The organism is Micromonospora humi, assembly GCF_900090105.1.
Taxonomy (GTDB): Bacteria; Actinomycetota; Actinomycetes; order Mycobacteriales; family Micromonosporaceae; genus Micromonospora; species Micromonospora humi.
Genome location: NZ_FMDM01000017.1, coordinates 63,674 through 80,756 on the forward strand (window position 1 = coordinate 63,674; position 17,083 = coordinate 80,756).

At 75.0% G+C, this 17,083-nt stretch carries 12 protein-coding genes; 7 read left to right on the top strand and 5 right to left on the bottom strand.

What is annotated here, in order from left to right; all coding sequences use genetic code 11:
• Positions 1-7: 7 nt before the first annotated feature.
• Both GA0070213_RS26670 and GA0070213_RS26675 read left to right on the top strand, forming a co-directional pair.
• Positions 8-1,276, top strand: a complete 1,269-nt coding sequence (locus GA0070213_RS26670) for an outer membrane protein assembly factor BamB family protein (RefSeq protein WP_425412866.1) — start codon at positions 8-10, stop codon at positions 1,274-1,276.
• Positions 1,273-2,574 carry an outer membrane protein assembly factor BamB family protein gene (locus GA0070213_RS26675; RefSeq protein ID WP_091070569.1) on the top strand — a complete coding sequence of 434 codons (1,302 nt, stop codon included), beginning with the start codon at positions 1,273-1,275 and terminating at the stop codon, positions 2,572-2,574. Before GA0070213_RS26670 ends, GA0070213_RS26675 begins: the two co-directional genes overlap by 4 nt.
• Here GA0070213_RS26675 and GA0070213_RS26680 read toward each other — a convergent pair whose 3' ends face one another.
• Positions 2,575-3,810 (bottom strand): peptidase C39 family protein, encoded by a 1,236-nt coding sequence (locus GA0070213_RS26680; RefSeq protein ID WP_245716561.1) that lies wholly within the window; start codon positions 3,808-3,810, stop codon positions 2,575-2,577.
• 160 nt (positions 3,811-3,970) lie between these two features.
• On the opposite strand from GA0070213_RS26680, the gene GA0070213_RS26685 reads away from it, so the two are divergent.
• From GA0070213_RS26685 to GA0070213_RS26700, 4 genes are all read left to right on the top strand, one after another.
• Positions 3,971-4,636 (top strand): response regulator transcription factor, encoded by a 666-nt coding sequence (locus GA0070213_RS26685; protein WP_091070572.1) that lies wholly within the window; start codon positions 3,971-3,973, stop codon positions 4,634-4,636.
• Entirely contained in the window at positions 4,636-5,793 is a 1,158-nt protein-coding gene (locus tag GA0070213_RS26690) for a sensor histidine kinase (protein WP_091070575.1), read from the top strand. The genes GA0070213_RS26685 and GA0070213_RS26690 overlap by 1 nt, the downstream gene beginning before the upstream one ends.
• Positions 5,794-5,997: 204 nt before the next feature.
• On the top strand, positions 5,998-8,538 hold the full coding sequence (locus GA0070213_RS26695) for a malectin domain-containing carbohydrate-binding protein (RefSeq protein ID WP_091070578.1): 2,541 nt from the start codon (positions 5,998-6,000) through the stop codon (positions 8,536-8,538).
• A 213-nt stretch (positions 8,539-8,751) separates the two neighbouring features.
• Positions 8,752-9,138: a VOC family protein gene (locus tag GA0070213_RS26700; protein WP_091070580.1), complete on the top strand. Its 387-nt coding sequence runs from the start codon at positions 8,752-8,754 to the stop codon at positions 9,136-9,138.
• A gap of 56 nt (positions 9,139-9,194) precedes the next feature.
• Here GA0070213_RS26700 and GA0070213_RS26705 read toward each other — a convergent pair whose 3' ends face one another.
• The 4 genes from GA0070213_RS26705 to GA0070213_RS26720 all read right to left on the bottom strand — a co-directional run bounded on the left by GA0070213_RS26705 (position 9,195) and on the right by GA0070213_RS26720 (position 14,844).
• Positions 9,195-9,974 (bottom strand): hypothetical protein, encoded by a 780-nt coding sequence (locus GA0070213_RS26705; RefSeq protein WP_091070581.1) that lies wholly within the window; start codon positions 9,972-9,974, stop codon positions 9,195-9,197.
• 183 nt (positions 9,975-10,157) lie between these two features.
• A complete protein-coding gene (locus GA0070213_RS26710; protein ID WP_091070582.1) occupies positions 10,158-12,221 on the bottom strand; it encodes a 3-hydroxyacyl-CoA dehydrogenase NAD-binding domain-containing protein in 2,064 nt (687 codons plus the stop codon).
• Complete coding sequence (locus tag GA0070213_RS26715; RefSeq protein WP_091070584.1) at positions 12,218-13,414, bottom strand: thiolase family protein; 1,197 nt, start codon at positions 13,412-13,414, stop codon at positions 12,218-12,220. Before GA0070213_RS26715 ends, GA0070213_RS26710 begins: the two co-directional genes overlap by 4 nt.
• 107 nt (positions 13,415-13,521) lie before the next feature.
• Positions 13,522-14,844, bottom strand: coding sequence for a ribonuclease D (locus tag GA0070213_RS26720; RefSeq protein ID WP_091070587.1), 1,323 nt, complete (start codon positions 14,842-14,844; stop codon positions 13,522-13,524).
• Positions 14,845-15,076: 232 nt separating this feature from the next.
• Between GA0070213_RS26720 and GA0070213_RS26725 the strand changes: the two genes are divergently transcribed.
• Complete coding sequence (locus GA0070213_RS26725) at positions 15,077-16,573, top strand: S1C family serine protease (RefSeq protein ID WP_091070590.1); 1,497 nt, start codon at positions 15,077-15,079, stop codon at positions 16,571-16,573.
• Positions 16,574-17,083 lie beyond the last annotated feature (510 nt).

Below are 17,083 nucleotides of genomic sequence, written 5' to 3' on the forward strand. Positions count from 1 at the left end.
GGAAGGGATGGTCGTGACCGTCATCGATCTGGGCGAGCTGCGCGACGACGCCCCGGCGCCCGGGCCGCCGGCCCGGCCGCCGCGCGCCGTCGGGCGGCCGTTCCGCGCCGCGGTGGTGCTGCTGGTGGCGCTCGTCACGCTCGCCGCCGCGGCGCCGCCGCCCCGGTCCGCGGCGCACCGGCTCCCGGGCGGCACCGGGGCCTCCGCGTTCCTCTCCGGCGACCGGGTGTACGTGGTGCTGCGGACCACGCAGCGGCCGGGCTGGGAGGTCGTCGCGTACCGCGAGGGCCGTGAGCGGTGGCGGGCCGGGATGCCCGGCACGGGCGACGTCGTCGGGTTGTGGGAACAGGGCGGGCGGGTGCTCGCCGTGGCAACCGGTGACGGCGAGGGATGGGAGACGGTGGCGTTCGACGCCGGCACGGGTGCCCGCCGCTGGCGGCGGTCCGGCTTTGCGTTCCCGGCCGGCGACGCGGTGCTGCTGCGCCCGGTGGGTGGGCCGGGCCCGCAGTCGGTCCGCCGGTTGGCGGTGGCCGACGGGCGGACGCTCTGGACCGCGCCCGCGCCGGACGGACAGGACGTGCAGTTCAGCTATGGACCGTCCGGGGTCGAGAGGATCCTGCTGGTGCCGAACGCCGGCCGGACGGTGGTGCTGGACGCGGTGACCGGCGCCCGGCTGGCCGCCCGGAACCTGCACCCGGAGGAACTGCCCGGCCCGCGCACGATGCAGGGCACCGGCGGGCTCTTCCTGGAAGCCGTCCAGACCTCGGACGCCGGCGCGACAGTGAATGCGTACGAGCTGGACACGCTCCGGTTGCGGTGGACCGTCGAGCTGCCGCTGGTCGATCACCTGGAGCAGTGCGGGGGGCTGCTCTGCGCCGCCCGGCAGAACGGCGGGATACGCGCGCTCGACCCGGGCACCGGCGCGCCGCGCTGGACCGCCGAGCGGTGGCAGAGCGTGCTCCGGGCCGACGCCGGCCGCCTGCTGGTGGCCACCGGCGGCACCACCGGCGACCACCTGGCGGTGCTGGACGAGGCGGACGGGCGGCTGGTCACCGACCTCGGCGACTGGGCGGTGCTGCCGCAGGACGAGTCGACCGGGCGGATCCTCCTGACCCGGCCGTTGGGTGGCGGCCGGCAGCTCCTCGCCGAGCCGGACCTGTCGGGCGGCCCGCCCGTGGTGCGCGACGTGCTGACCGGCACCGACTGCCGGGCCGGTACGACGCTGCTGATCTGCCGGCAGGTCGGTGGCGACTTCACGCTGCGGCGGCTGCCGTGAGCCCGGTCATCGAGCTGGGCGAGCTGCGGCCCGCCGAGGACGGCGACGAGCCGCTTCCCGCGCCGCCCCGGCGACCTCCCGGCCGGGCCGCCCGCGCGGTGGCGCTCGGCTGCCTGCTGCTGCTCACCATGGCCGGCGCGGCGCGGCCGGCGGGGCGGCCGGTGCCGGTCCGGGTGCCCGCGCCGCAGGGTGCCGTCTTCGTGGCGCTGGCCGGCCGGCTGGTGGTGGCCGACGGTCCCGGTGCGGTGAACCGGGGCGGTCGGGAGGTCACCGCCTTCCGGCTGCCCGGTGGTGAGCCGGCGTGGCGGTTCACGCTGCCCGCCGGCGACCACGTGCTGGGGCTGACCGGCGCCGCCGAGGGACTGCTGGTGACGAGCAGTCCGACCGGTGTCGGCGACACGCTCGCCACGCTGCTCGATCCGGCGACCGGCGCGGTCCGCTGGCGGCAGCCCGGTTACCCGATCGCGACCGCGGCGGGCGGGCTGCTGGTCGAGAACCCCCGCCCGGGCGGCACCGGCAGCGTGCGGTCCGTCGACCCGGCGTCGGGCGCGGTGCGCTGGTCGCTGCCGGTGCCCGCGCAGGGCGTGTCGTACCGGCGCGACGCCCGGGGGGTGACGCAGCTGGTGCTGGTCGAGCCGGACGGCCGGGTCGCCGTGCACGACGCCGGTTCGGGCGCGCGGGTGCGCGACGGCCGGGTGTCGTCCGCGCCGGACGGCGTCTCCCACCGGTTCGCGCAGGTCGTCGGCGATCTGCTGCTGGTCGACGACGGCGCCGGCGCGGTCACCGCGTACGGGCTGGACCGGCTGGAGCGGCGCTGGACGGTGCCGGTGGACCCGCGCGCCGGCATCTGGTTCACCGACTGCGCCGGCGTGCTCTGCCAGCGCGACCAGGTCGGCGGGGCGAAAGCCCTCGATCCCGCCACCGGCCGCCCCGCGTGGGCGGAGGAGCGGTGGATCGGGCTCGCGCCGGTCGGCGGCCGGTTGATCGCCGCGGCGACGGGCGACGGCCCCGAGCTGGAGCTGTGGGCGCTCGAAGCGGCCACCGGCCGGGTGCTCGCCCGGCTCGGCCGCTGGCGCGTCACCGGCCGCGACGACGGGTCCGGCACGCTGGCCGGGCTGCTCGGGCTGCGTCGACTCACCGGGGACCGGACGCTCGTCGGCGCGCTGGACGTGCCGGCCGGCGAGGCACGGATCCGGGCGGTCCTGCCGGGTTCCTGGGACGAGTGCGCGGACGCCGGCCAGGCGCTGGTGTGCCTGCGCCCGGCCGGCGGCCTGACGGTCTGGCCGGTCGGCGGGTGATCACCAGTTGGCCTGCCCGGGCGCCGGGGGCAGCGGCACCGACTCCGGCCGCAGCACGTACGTGATCCCGCCGCTGCCCGCCTGCCAGGCCGCCTCGAACGGCGTGCGGGGCACGGTCCGGCGGACCCGCTCGTCGTCCGGCGCGTACGGGTCGTTGAGCACCGGGTCGCCGTCGGCGCTGAAGCCGACCAGCACGATCAGGTGCCCCCGGGTGTCGTAGTCCAGCCCGGGCACCTGCCCCCGGGTGAACGCCGCCGAGACGATCAGCGGGATGCCGGCGGCCACGAACCGTTCCGCCTCGGCCAGCGAGCGCAGCCGGGTGACGAACGCGTCCACCCCGTGCGTCGCCGCGTACGCGGTGTTGAACGGCCAGTTGCCCGCCCCGCCGTAGGCGTGGTCGTAGCAGTGCCGGGCGGCGTGCACCACGACCGGCCGGGGGCCGGGCGGGTCGACCCAGGCGTACCGGTCCGGGGTGGGACCGGCGTGCCAGAAGTCGAGCACCATCGACACGCAGGTGGGACTGCACCAGGAGTCGCCGCCGCCACCCCAGCGGGTCTCGCCGCCGCCGTGCAGCCGTTGCGCGTAGCGCGGCACGTCCAGCACCCGCCCCCACGCCCCGCCGCCCGTGCCGCCGGCCGCGCCGTCGCCCTCGCCGGTTGAGCCGACACCGTCGTCGGCGGCGGCGGCGGCGACCGGGGCCGGATCGGTGGAGGCGACCACGCCGACCGAGCGCAGCACCGGGCCGGCCGGGGCGTCGGCGTGGCGGAACAGCGTCACCCGGGCCTGCCAGCCGGTCACCGTCGCGCCGGTGACCCGGAGCGTGTCCGCGGCCACCCGGGCCCGCCCGTCGGCCTGCCCGGGCACGGAGGAGCGGTGCACCGCGCTGTCGTCGGCCGCCCAGTCGCCCAGCGCGTACCAGCCGGTGGTGGCCGCGTCGGCGCCCCAGCCGCGCAGCTCCACCCGTAGCCAGCAGCCCGGTGGCGTGTCGGCGGTCCACGACGGCACCAGTTCGGTGGCGGCGAAGCCGACCGGCACCACCGGCGAGGTCCAGGCGCCGGCGGCGTGGTCGGCGGTGTTCCCGGAGTGCCGGTCGGTCTGCGTGAGCCGGTCGGCCGCCGCGTCCGGCGCCAGCCCGTCCGGGCCGACCCGGAGCCCGTCGGCGCGGCCCCGGTCCCGGTCGGCGGGGAAGCGGAAACGGCGGTACGCGACGTCCCGGCCGGGGTGCACGGCGCTCATCGGGGCTCCGCTCGGCTCGGCCCGGCCGGTCCGGCGCGGGTGGTGGTCGATCGTTGCCGGCGAGCATCGCGTACCCGAAGGTTTTCTGCAACGCCCGGCGCGTGCCGGCCGTTTGGTCGCCGGCACTAGGTTGTGGGAGGTCACGAGGTGGGAGGCCGGGATGCGGGTACTGGTGGTCGAGGACGAGCGCAACCTCGCCGACGCGATCGCGCGCGGGCTGCGCAAGCGCGGGATGGCGGTGGACGTCGCCTACGACGGCGACGCCGGGCACGAGGCGGCGTTCGTCACCCGCTACGACGTGGTGGTCCTGGACCGGGACCTGCCGGGCGTGCACGGCGACCGGATCTGCGCCGACCTGGCCGCCTCCGGCACGCTCACCCGGGTCCTCATGCTGACCGCGAGCGGGACCGTCGCCGACCGGGTCGAGGGGTTGCAGCTCGGCGCCGACGACTACCTGGCCAAGCCGTTCGCCTTCGACGAGCTGGTGGCCCGGGTGCAGGCGCTGGGCCGGCGGGCCACTCCGGCCGCGCCGCCGGTGCTGGCGGTGGCCGACCTGGAACTCGACCCGGCCCGGCGCGTGGTGACCCGGGCCGGCGTGCCGCTCGAGCTGACCAACAAGGAGTTCGGCGTGCTCGCCGAGCTGCTCAAGGCGCGCGGCGCGGTGGTGTCCAGCGAGGAGCTGCTGGAGCGGGTCTGGGACGCCAACACCGACCCGTTCACCACCATCGTCCGGGTCACCGTGATGACCCTGCGCAAGAAGCTCGGCGACCCGCCGTTGATCGACACCGTGGTCGGCGCGGGCTACCGCGTCGGCGAGCCCGCCTGATGGGCGCCCGGCGGGTACGACCGACGCTGCGGCTGCGGCTGACCCTGCTCAACGGCGTGCTCCTGGTCGGCGCCGGGGCGATCCTGGTGCTGCTGGCCTGGCTGCTGGTCCGCGACGCGCTGCGCCCCACCGACGAGCTGCTGCCCGGCACCACAGTGGTGCTCACCGACGGCCGCACCCTCGACGCCGGGCAGTGGCAGCGGCAACTCGTCGACGCCGCGTCGCGGGAGCTGCTGGTCAAGGGGCTGCTGGCATTGCTGGCGATCAGCGTCGTCGGGGTGGCCGGGGCCTACCTGGTGGCCGGTCGGGCGCTGCGCCCGCTGCACCAGGTCACCGCCACCGCCCGGCGGCTCGGCGAGACCACGCTGGACGAGCGGATCGGCTGGTCCGGGGCGGACGACGAGGTGGCCGAGCTGGCCGAGACGTTCGACGCGATGCTGGACCGGATCAGCGCCGCGTTCGAGGCGCAGAAACGGTTCGTCGCGAACGCCTCGCACGAGCTGCGGACGCCGCTCGCGGTGATGCGTACCGAGATCGACGTGACGCTCAGCGACGACGACGCGGACCTCGGCGAGTACCGCCGGATGGCCGGCGTGGTGCGGGAGGCGTCCGAGCGGGCCAACGGGCTGGTCGACGCGCTGCTGGTGCTGGCCAGCAGCGAGGCGCAGACCGGCCGGCGGCTGGCCCGACGCGCCGAGAGCGACCTCGCCGTGGGCACCGCCAACGCGCTCTCCGCGGTGGCCCGCGAGGTGGAGCGGATCGGCCTGAAGGTGCACACCTCGCTGCGCCCCGCGCCGGTGGTCGGCGACCCGGGGCTGCTCGACCGGCTGGCCGGCAACCTGGTGGAGAACGCGGTCCGCTACAACCACCTGCACGGCCGGATGTGGGTGCGCACCGGCACCGACGGGCAACGGTCCTGGCTGGTGGTGGGGAACACCGGCTTCGAGGTCGCCCCGGCCGAGGTGCCCGGGCTGTTCGAGCCGTTCCGGCGGGGCGGGCAGGAACGCACCGGGGCCCGCGGCTCCGGACTCGGCCTGTCCATCGTGCGGGCGGTCTGCGACGCGCACGGCGGCACCGTGAAGGCGGTCGCCCAGCCCGGCGGCGGCCTGGAGGTGACCGTGACGCTCCCGTCGGCCGACCCGCCGGCGGCCACCTGACCGCCGATCCGCGCCCGTCCGGGCGTACCCCCGGGGTCACCTGATCGTGCGGCCCGGCCCGGCTGTCCCGGCCGGCGCGGCGGGTGGTCGGGCGTGGCGGCGCGGTGGTCGGTCAGAAAGCTTGCCGGGCGCTGGACGGCGGTGCGGGCGTGGCCCAGGGTGAGCGGAGCGACACGCCTCCCCGTCGATCCTACGGAGCTGCCCGTGACCCACCCCTCGGCCCCGCGCCGCCGCGTCCTCGCGGTCCTCGCCGCCGTCGCGCTCACCGCGGCCGGCCTGGCCCCGGCCGCCCCCGCCGGCGCCGCGCCCAACCACACGACAGTGGTCAAGGCCACCCCCTCCACCGCGTCACCGGACATCATGGACGGCACCGTCGACGCGATCCACGACGCCGGCACGAAGATCATCGTGGCCGGCTCCTTCAGCACCGTGCAGAACCGCAACTCCGACACCGACATCCCGCGCAACTACCTGCTCGCCTTCGACAAGGCCACCGGCGTCGTCGACACCGCGTTCGCGCCGACAATCGACAACGAGGTGTACGCGGTGGTGGCCGGCCCCACCGCCGGCACCGTCTTCGTCGCCGGCAAGTTCAACACCGTCAACGGGGTGACCCGGCGCAAGGTGGCGCTGCTGAACGTCGCCACCGGGGCGCTGGTCACCGGCTTCGCCCCGCCGGCGTTCAACGGGCTGGTCAACGACATCGCCGTGGTCGGCAACCGACTGCTGGTCGGCGGCATCTTCACCACCGCCGGCAACACCACCCCGCGCGGCGGGCTGGCCTCGCTCAACGCCACCACCGGCGCGGTGGACACCTATGTCACCACCGCGCTGACCGAGCACCACAACTACGACGGGGTCAGCGGCTCCAACGCCGGCGTCGGGGTGGAGAAGATGGCCGTCTCGCCGGACGGCACGCGGCTCGTGGTGATCGGCAACTTCAAGAAGGCCGACGGCGTGCTGCACGACCAGATCGTCCAGCTGGACCTGGGCGCCACCGCGGCCACCGTCGCCGACTGGAACACCAGCCGCTACACACCGCGCTGCAAGTGGCAGGCCTTCGACTCGTACATGCGGGACATCGCGTACGCGCCGGACGGCGGCTACTTCGTGGTGGTCACCACCGGCTCGCCGTACGCCGGCACGCTCTGCGACGCCGCGGCCCGCTTCGAGGGCGGCACCACCGCCGCCGACGCGCAGCCGACCTGGATCGACTACACCGGCGGCGACACGTTCCTCTCGGTCGCCGTCAGCGAGCAGGCGGTCTACGTCGGCGGTCACTTCCGCTGGCTGAACAACACCGCCGGCGCCGACAACGCCCGGGCCGGCGCGGTCGGCCGGGCCAGCATCGCGGCGCTCGACCCGCGTACCGGCCTGCCGCTGTCGTGGAACCCGGGCCGGCACCCCCGCGGCATCGGCGCCTCCGAGATGCTGGTCACCCCGGCCGGGCTCTGGGTCGGCGGCGACACCTCGTGGATCGGCAACTTCCAGTTCCGCCGCGAGCGGATCGCATTCTTCCCGCTGGCCGGCGGCACGGCGCCGCACCCGACCACCTCGGCCACCCTGCCCGGCAGGGTCTACCAGGCCGGCGTGCCGAAGCCGACGAACGTGCTGTACCGGGTGAACGCCGGCGGCCCGGCGGTGCCGGCCACCGACGGCGGGCCGGACTGGGCGGTCGACGACGGCGGCAACCCCAGCCCGTACCACAACACCGGCAGCTCGGCCGCCGGCTTCGCCGCGGTCGGCTCGCTGGACGCCACAGTGCCGGCCGGCACGCCCGCCGCCCTCTACAGCGACGAACGGTACGACCCGGCCGGCGCGCCGGAGATGACCTGGCAGTTCCCGGTGCCCGCCGGAACCGAGGTGCAGGTGCGGCTCTATCTGGCCAACCGGTACGACGGCACCGCCGCCGCCGGCTCCCGGGTCTTCGACGTGGCGCTGGAGGGCACCACCGTCCTCGACGACCTCGACCTGTCCGCCGGCGTCGGGCACAACGTGGGCACCATGCGGGAGTTCACCGTGGTCAGCGACGGCACCGTCGACCTGGAGTTCCGGCACGTGGTGGAGAACCCGCTGGTCGACGGCATCGAGATCGTCAAGACCGGCCCGCCGCCCGCCGGCACCGGCGACGAGGTGCAGGCCCGCCCGTACGACGGGGCGAGCGCGGTCGGCGCGGCGAGCCCGGTGGCGAACCCGGACGGCACCGCCTGGTCCACCGCGCGCGGCGCGTTCTGGGTCGGCGGCACGCTGTTCTACGGGATGGACGGCGCGCTGTGGCGGCGGAGCTTCGACGGGACCACGTTCGGCACCCCGGCGCTCGTCGACCCCTACCACGACGCCTACTGGGACACGGTGATCACGGACTCCGGGCCGGCCGGTCAGACGTACGTCGGGGTGACCACGAGCTTCTACGCCGAGATCCCGAACGTGACCGGCATGTTCCACGCCGACGGGCGGCTCTACTACACGCTCTCCGGGCAGAGCGGCCTGTTCTGGCGCTGGTTCACCCCGGACAGCGGCACGGTCGGCGCGGACCGGTTCCCGGTCACCGGCTCCGGTGGGCTCGCCGACGCGGGCGCGGTCTTCGTTGCCGGCAACACGCTCTACAAGGTCAACCGGAACACCGGTGACCTGTCCGCCACCGACTGGGCGAACGGCGCGCCGGGCGCCACGTTCACGGTGCGCAGCGGTCCGGCGGTGGACGGCACCGACTGGCGCGCCCGCGCCGTCTTCCTCGGCCCGTGAGGGTGTAAGGAGGGGCCCCTTCTTAACGTTTTCGGTAGAGGAGGGGCCCCTTCTTAACAACCTTGCGAGCGGGCGGCGAGGGATGGAAGGATCATGACGTCAGCCGAGAGGTGGAAGGGGGTGTGGTGATGTCCGTTCGCAACGATCCCGCGCCCCGCGTTCCCCGCTGACCCTCGCACTCCGCCGGGGCGCACCCCCACAGGAGGAAGCACCATGAGTGCAGAGATCCACTGCGTGACCGTCGAATCCGACGACCCCTACACCCTGGCCACCTGGTGGGCCCGGGTGCTCGACCGCAAGCTGGCCGACGACGACGTCCCGGGCGACCCGGAGGCGGTCCTCGTCGCGCCCGGTGGGCACGGTCCCGACCTGCTCTTCGTCGAGGTGGGCGAGCGGCACGGCAAGGGCGCGTTCCACCTCGACCTGCATGCGGCCGAAGGCACCCGGGACACCGAGGTCGCGCGACTGCGTGACCTCGGCGCCACGGTGGTCGCCGACCGGCGCCGACCGGACGGCGCCGGCTGGGTGGTGCTCGCCGACCCGGAGGGCAACGAGTTCTGCGTCTGCCGCAGCCCGGCGGAACGCGCCGCGTCGGCCTGACCCGGACACGGCGCCGGGCCCCCGCCGACGGCGGGGGCCCGGCGCTCCGAGCGGGATCAGTCCTGCTTCTCGACCTCGCCGCGCAGCGTGACGAACTCCGACTGGAACTCGGTGGCGCTCTTGAAATAGACCACCATCATGCCGAGGCTGCCCTTGTCGGCCCAGACGCAGACGCCCACCGGGACGTCCTGCGCCTTGCCGTCGCTGCACTTGGCGTCGCCGCCGAGCGGGCCGGCGTCGACAGTCTTGAAGTCCTTGGTGCCGAGTTGCGGGGTGACCGCCGTGATGGCGTCCGCCATCTCCTTCTTCGGGTCGGCGATGATGCCGGAGACACCGACGACCATGACCAGGTCCTTCTTGGCCGGATCGCCGTAGAAGGCGCCCGCCGTGCTGGTCGCGTTCGGCACGTCCTTGCCGAGCTCGGACTTCATCTGCACGGCCGCGTTCTGCAGCGTCGGCTCGGTCACCTTCGGCCGGCCGCCCAGCGTCGCGGGCTCGACGACCCGGGTCTTGCTGGCGTTGACGGCGTCCTTGACCTCGTCCCCGGCGGCGGCCCAGATGGCGATGCCACCACCGACGCAGAGCACCAGGACGACGGCCAGGACGATCAGCAGGATCTTGCCGACCCCGAACTTCTTCTTCGGCGGCACCGGCGCGCCGAACTGGTCGCCGCCGTACGGCGGCTGAGACGGGTAGTCACCGCCGTACTGGGGCTGTTGCGGCGCCGGCGGGTAGCCGCCGTCGTACTGCGGCTGCTGCGGCGGCTGGTAGCCACCCGGCTGTTGCGAGGGAGGGGGGTTGTTGCCGGGGTAGGGGTTGGACGGCGGCTGGGACATGAAGGCGGCTCCTGTGAGAATTCTGGACGCGTGATGGTAGCCAGGTCCGCCGACACTCCGCTGTCCGCCCAGGACCGGTGTGACGAAACCGGGACCCATCCGTGACCGGGCCCGGAACGCCGATCGCGGCGGCCGAACCGTCCGGAACGGACGGCCCGGCCACCGCGATCGATGGCCTGTCGGTCAGCGCAGGCTGGCCACGCCGCGCGGCAGGAACCGTCGGCCGGTCACCCGCTCGGAGGTCCCGGTCCGGTCCAGGTACGGCGTGACGCCGCCCAGGTGGAACGGCCAGCCGGCGCCGAGGATCATGCACAGGTCGATGTCCGGCGCCTCGGCGACGACGCCCTCGTCGAGCATGAGCCGGATCTCCTCGGCCATCGCGTCGAGCGCGTTCTGCCGCACCTGCTCGGCGGTCAGCGGCTGGTCGCCGACCACCAGCAGCTTCGCGACCTCGTCGTTGATCTGGTCGTCGACCACGATCGGCTGGCCCGAGTCGGCGATCCGCTTGAGGTTCTCGCTGACGTCGAACCGGTCCGGGAACGCCGCGTGCAGCGTGCCGCCCACGTGGTACGCCACGGCCGGCCCGACCAACTGGAGCAGCGCGAGCGGGCGCATCGGCAGGCCCAGCGGGTCCAGCGCGCTGTTCGCCACGTCCAGCGGGGTGCCGGCGTCGACGGCGGCGAAGACGGTGCCCAGGAAGCGGGTCAGCAGCCGGTTGACCACGAACGCCGGGGCGTCCTTGACCAGCACCGACGACTTCCTGAGCTGCTTGCCGACCGCGAACGCGGTGGCCAGGGTGGCGTCGTCGGTCCGCTCACCGCGGACGATCTCCAGCAGCGGCAGCACCGCGACCGGGTTGAAGAAGTGGAAGCCGACGACCCGCTCCGGGTGCTCCAGGTCGGCCGCCATCTCGGTGATCGACAGCGAGCTGGTGTTGGTGGCGAGCACCGCCTCCGGCTTGACGATCTTCTCCAGCTCGGCCCAGACCTGCTTCTTGACACCCAGGTCCTCGAAGACGGCCTCGATGACGAAGTCGGCGTCCGCGAAGACGGACTTGTCGACCGAGCCGCTCACCAGACCGTAGAGCTTGGCCGCGGTGCCCTTGTCCATCCGGCCCTTGCTGACGGCCTTCTCGATCTGGGTGTGCACGTAGCCCACGCCCTTGTCCACCCGGGACTGATCAAGGTCGGTCATGACGACCGGCACCTGGAGCCGCCGGGCGAACAGCAGCGCGAGCTGGCTGGCCATCAGGCCGGCGCCGACGATGCCCACCTTCGTGACCGGCCGGGCCAGGCCCTTGTCCGGCGCGCCGGCCGGGCGCTTGGCCCGCCGCTGCACCAGGTCGAACGCGTACAGGCCGCTGCGCAGCTCCTCGGAGAAGACCAGGTCGGCGAGCGCCTCGTCCTCCGCGGCGGTGCCGGTGGCGAAGTCCGCGTCCTTGGCGGTCTCCAGCAGGTCCAGGGCCTTGTACGCGGCCGGGACCGCGCCGTGCAGCCGCTGGTCGAGGGTCTGCCGCGCGAAGTAGAGCACGCCCGCCCACATGTCCTTGTCGACCTCGGGACGGGTCACGGTGACCTCGCCCCGGACGACCCCGGCGGCCCACTCCAGCGACCGCTCCAGGAAGTCGGCCGGCTCCAGCAGCACGTCCGCGACACCCATCTCGGCGGCCTGCTTCGGCTTGAGCATCTTGTTCTGCATCAGCGGGTTCTGCAGGATCACCTGGGTGGCGGCCGGGATGCCGATCAGGTTCGGCAGCAGCTGGGTGCCGCCCCAGCCGGGCACCAGGCCGAGCGAGACCTCGGGCAGCGCCAGCGCCGCCGCACCCGCCGACAGCGTCCGGTAGTGGCAGTGCAGCGCCAGCTCCAGGCCACCGCCCATGGCCGCGCCGTTGACGAACGCGAACGTCGGCACGTCGCTGTCCTTCAGCCGGGCGAAGACCCGGTGGCCGAGCCGGCCGATCTCCAGCGCCTGCTCGCGGCTCTCCAGCTGCGGCAGGCTGGTGATGTCCGCGCCCACGCAGAAGATGTACGGCTTGCCGGTGACCGCGACGAACGCCGGGTTCGCCGCCAGGGCGGCGGTGATCGCCTCGTCCAGGCTGGTCAGCCCGCCCGGACCGAAGCTGTTCGGCTTGGTGTGGTCGAAGCCGTTGTCCAGGGTGATCAGTGCGGCGGGCCGGTCCAGCCCCGGTACGTTCACCTGCCGCAGCAACGCCTTGGTGACGACCTCGTTCGGTGCGGCCAGGCTCACTTGTCTCCACCCTCCCAGTTCGGGTTCTCCCAGATGACCGTGCCGCCCATGCCGATGCCGATGCACATGGCGGTGAGGCCGTAGCGGACCTCGGGGTGCTCGGCGAACTGCCGGGCGAGCTGGGTCATCAGCCGGACGCCGGAGGACGCGAGCGGGTGCCCGATGGCGATCGCGCCGCCCCAGGCGTTGACCCGGGGGTCGTCGTCGGCGATGCCGAAGTGGTCGAGGAACGCGAGCACCTGCACCGCGAACGCCTCGTTCAGCTCGAACAGGCCGATGTCGTCGATGCTCAGGCCGGCGATGCGCAGCGCCTTCTCGGTCGACGGGATCGGGCCGACGCCCATCACCTCGGGCTCGACGCCGACGAACCCGTACGACACCAGCCGCATGCCGACCGGCAGGCCCAGCTCGCGGGCGGTCTCCTCGGCGACCAGCAGCGCGGCGGTGGCGCCGTCGTTCAGGCCGGCCGCGTTGCCCGCGGTGACCTTGCCGTGCGGGCGGAACGGGGTCTTCAGCCCGGCCAGCTTCTCCAGGGAGGTGTCCCGCGGCGCCTCGTCGACGGTCGCCAGACCCCAGCCGCCCTCGTCGTCGCGGATCGCGACCGGCACCAGGTCGCCCTGGAGCTTGCCGTTGGCGTACGCCTTGGCGGTCTTCTGCTGGGAGGCGAGCGCGAACGCGTCGGTGCGCTCCTTGGTGACGTGCGGGACGCGGTCGTGCAGGTTCTCCGCGGTGGCGCCCATCACCAGGGCGGACGGGTCGACCAGCTTCTCCGCGACGATGCGCGGGTTGGGGTCGACGCCCTCGCCCATCGGGTGGCGGCCCATGTGCTCGACGCCGCCGGCGATGGCCACGTCGTAGGCGCCCATGGCGATGCCGGAGGCCACCGTGGTGACGGCGGTCATCGCGCCGGCGCACATCCGGTCGATGGCGAAGCCGGGCACGGTCTTGGGCAGGCCGGCCAGCAGGGCGGCGGTGCGGCCGATGGTCAGGCCCTGGTCACCGATCTGGGTGGTGGCGGCGATCGCCACCTCCTCCACCTTCTCCGGCGGCAGCTGCGGGTTGCGGCGCATCAGCTCGCGGATGCAGCGGATCACCAGGTCGTCGGCGCGGGTGTTGCCGTACATCCCACCCGCCTTGCCGAACGGGGTACGGACGCCGTCGACGAAGACGACATCTCGAACTTCACGGGGCACTGGGAGCCTCCCTCGGCACTGGCCATTTCCCCGGATGCTACTCGTCAGTAACCAACCGCGTCACCACCCCCCGTGTGGCAGACCCCACACCCCGCCCCGCCGCCGGGTCAGGCGGCGGGCGTGCGCAGCGCCTCGGTGAGCGCGGGCAGGAGCAGGCCGAGCTGCCACTCGCGGGCGCCCATCGTGCGCAGCGTCTCCGCGACCGTCTCGTCGGTGATCTCCTCCGGCGGCTGCCAGGCCAACCGGCGGATCGAGTCCGGCGTGATCAGGTTCTCCGCCGGCAGCCGGCGCGCCGCGGCGGTGCCGACCACCACCTCCCGGCAGCGGGCCAGCCGGCCCGCCGCGACCGGGTCGCGCTCGGCCCACCGGTGCGGCGGGGGCGGGCCCTCCACCGTCGGACTCACCGGCAGCGCGTCGTCCGGCAGTTGGCGTGCGTCGTCCAACGCCGCCAACCAGGTACGCGCCAGCCGGCGCACCGAGCGCCCCCCGAACCCGGGCAGGGTGAGCAGCGTCTTCTCGTCCTTCGGGTCCAGCTCGGCGGCCGCCACGATGGCCGAGTCGGGCAGCACCCGGCCCGGTGCGGCGTCCCGCCGCGAGGCGATCTGGTCCCGGGCGTACCAGAGGGACCGGACCCGGGCCTGGGCGCGGGCCCCGCGGACCCGGTGGATCCCGGACGTCCGGCGCCACGGCTCGGCGCGCACCCGGGGCGGGCGTGCCCCGTTGCGCACCAGCGCGGCGAACTCCTCCGCCGCCCAACCGGACTTGCCCTGCCGGTCGAGCTCGGAGTCGAGCGCGTCGCGCAGGTCCACCAGCAGCTCCACGTCCAGCGCCGCGTACGTCAGCCAGGACTCCGGCAGCGGCCGGCTGGACCAGTCGGCGGCGGAGTGGTGCTTCTCCAGGCTGAAGCCGAGCAGCTGTTCGGTCAGCGCGGCCAGGCCGACCCGCTCGAAACCGGCCAGCCGGGCGGCCAGTTCGGTGTCGAACAGCCGGCGCGGGCGCAGCCCCAGCTCGGCCAGGCAGGCCAGATCCTGGCTGGCCGCGTGCAGCACCCACTCGGCCTCGGCGATCGCCGCGTCGAGGGCGGACAGGTCGGGCAGCGGCAGCGGGTCGACCAGCGCGGTGCCGGCGCCGGCGCGGCGCAGCTGCACGAGGTAGGCCCGCTGGCTGTAGCGGTATCCGGAGGCGCGTTCGGCGTCCAGGGCCACCGGGCCGGTGCCGGCCGCGAAGCGGGCCACCACCTCGTCGAGCTGGGTCGAGGTGGCTACCGGCGCGGGGGTGCCCTCGCGCGGGGCGGTCAGCGGGACGGCTGCGCCCGTGTCGGTCTCGGTCCCCGCGTCCGCCGGCTCCGGCACGGCCGACGACGGATGCGGAGACACCTCTCCCGTACGGCTTTCGGCGGCCCGACGGCGCAGGGGTGGTTCGTCGGTCACCTGACAACCCTAGTGGGCCGGACGATCCGGTGCGCGCAGCCGGTCCGGTGCGTGTCGACGAGATGTCCGCCGGGTGTCCGGAACGGGTCGGGTTGCGCGGGGGTGAGAGGGTCGGACAACGGGGGAGACAAACCCCGTTCCCGCCGGTACGGTCCATCGAGCCGTGAGCGGAGCGGGGGCGACCGGGCGGCGGTCGGTGCGCCGGCGGAGCCGGCGGGGAGGACGGACGATCATGGCAGGCGGCTACGGAACCGGCGACGGCGTCCCGGGGCGGGACGGCGACGGAACGGCCGACCGGCCGGGGCCGCTGCCGCCGCGCATCGCCCCACCGGGCGCGAGCCGTCCGGCGGCCTACCCGACGTCCGGCGCCGACCACCCGACCGCGTCGCCGTACCCGGCGGCCTACCCGACGTTCGGCGCCGGCCACCCGGGCGCGTCGCCGTCCCCGGCGGCCTTCGGCGCGACGTACCCGGCCCGGAACGCCGCCGCCGGCCCCTCGCACGCCGCCACCGCCCGCGCGGCCTCACCCGTCGTGCCGGCCCAGCCGAACCCCGGCCCGGCGTACCCGGGTTCGGCCGGCTCGTCCTTCCCCGGCCAGTCCGCGCCGGGTTCGTCCTCCTCGGGGCAGCCCGCGCCGGGCGCGTCGTATCCGGGGCAGCCCGCGCCGGGCTCGTCCTATCCGGGACAGTCCGCCTCGGGCTCGTCCTATCCGGGGCCGCCGGGTGGTGGTCCGGCCTATCCGGCGTCGGTCGGCGCCGGGGTGTCGTACCCGATCCAGCCCGCGTCCCACCAGGCCGGCCCGGCCTCCGCCCCGTACCCGGGCCACCCGGTGTCCGGGCCGGCGTTCCCCGGTCAGCCGAACTCCGGTCCGGCCTACCCGGGCCAGCCGGTCGCCGGCCCGGGACAGCCGGGCTTCGGCGCGCCGCCCGGCGGCCGCACCGACCCGTCCGGCCGCCGCAGTCGCCTGTCTCTGGTCGCGCTGGCGCTGGCCGGCGTGCTGGCCGTGGTGACCGGCGTGCAGGCGTACCAGATCCACCGGCTGGACGACCGACTCGCCGCCGCCGACCGGCGGACGGTCGAGGCGCAGGGCGCGGACGCCCGCCGGCTCGACGGGCTGGAACAGCGCGCCGGGAGCCTGGAGAAGCAGGCCGGCGCCGCCTTCAATCCCGAGGCCGTGGCGAGCGCGGTGCTGCCCAGCGTGTTCCGGGTGCGGGCCGGTCAGTTCACCGGCACGGCGTTCGCCCTCGGCAAGGCCCCGTCCGGCGGTGGCACCACGCTGCTCACCAACTTCCACGTGGTGGAGTCGGTCTTCGCCGCCGGCGAGCGCACGGTGTTCCTGGAGCGCACCGACCAGCGGTTCGAGGCGACCATCGTCGCCACCGACAAGGAGAAGGACCTGGCGCAGCTGCGCACCACCGCGAAGTTCGGCGGGCTGGTCGCGGCGCGTACGCCGGTCAAGTCCGGCCAGCAGATCGTGGTGGTCGGCGCCCCGCTCGGGTTGCAGGACAGCGTCACCACGGGCGTGGTGAGCGCGTTCCGCCAGGACGAGGGGGGCTCCGGCCCGGTCATCCAGTTCGACGCGCCGATCAACCCCGGCAACTCCGGCGGTCCGGTGATCAACGGGTCGAAGGAGGTCGTCGGCATCGCCACGGCCAAGGCCCGCGACGCCGAGGGCATCGGGCTGGCGGTGCCGATCAAGACCGCCTGCGACCGGTTCAAGCTCTGCTGACGGCGCGGTCCGCCCGCACGGCGCGCCACGGGTGCCCGCGTCGCCGGGTACGGCCCGGGCCGCGCCACCTCGACCCCGGCCCATCGGGCCACCCCGCGGGGACCAGCACATCTGGAGGAACGACATGTCCCAGCCACCGAGCGGAGCGGGTGATCACCCGCCCCAGCCGCCGGGCGGCACGGTCTACGGGGGCCGGCCCGCGCCCTCGCCGGACGGCCCGGCCCAGCCCGACCCCACCCGGCCCCAGCCACCCGTGCCCGGCCAGTACGCGCCGGGCGCCGCCCCGGTCCCCGCGCCGGGGCAGCCGATGTCGGCGCCGCCGGTCTCCGGCGCCGGTCATCCGCCGATGTCCGCGCCGCCCGTCTCGGTTCCCGGTTACGGCCCGCCGCCGGCCGCCGGTTACCCGCCGATGTCGGCCCCGCCCGTCCCCGGTCCCGGACCGCAGCCCATGTCCGGGCCGCCCGTCTCGGGCCCGGGTTACGGGCCGCCCGTCTCGGGCCCGGGCTACGG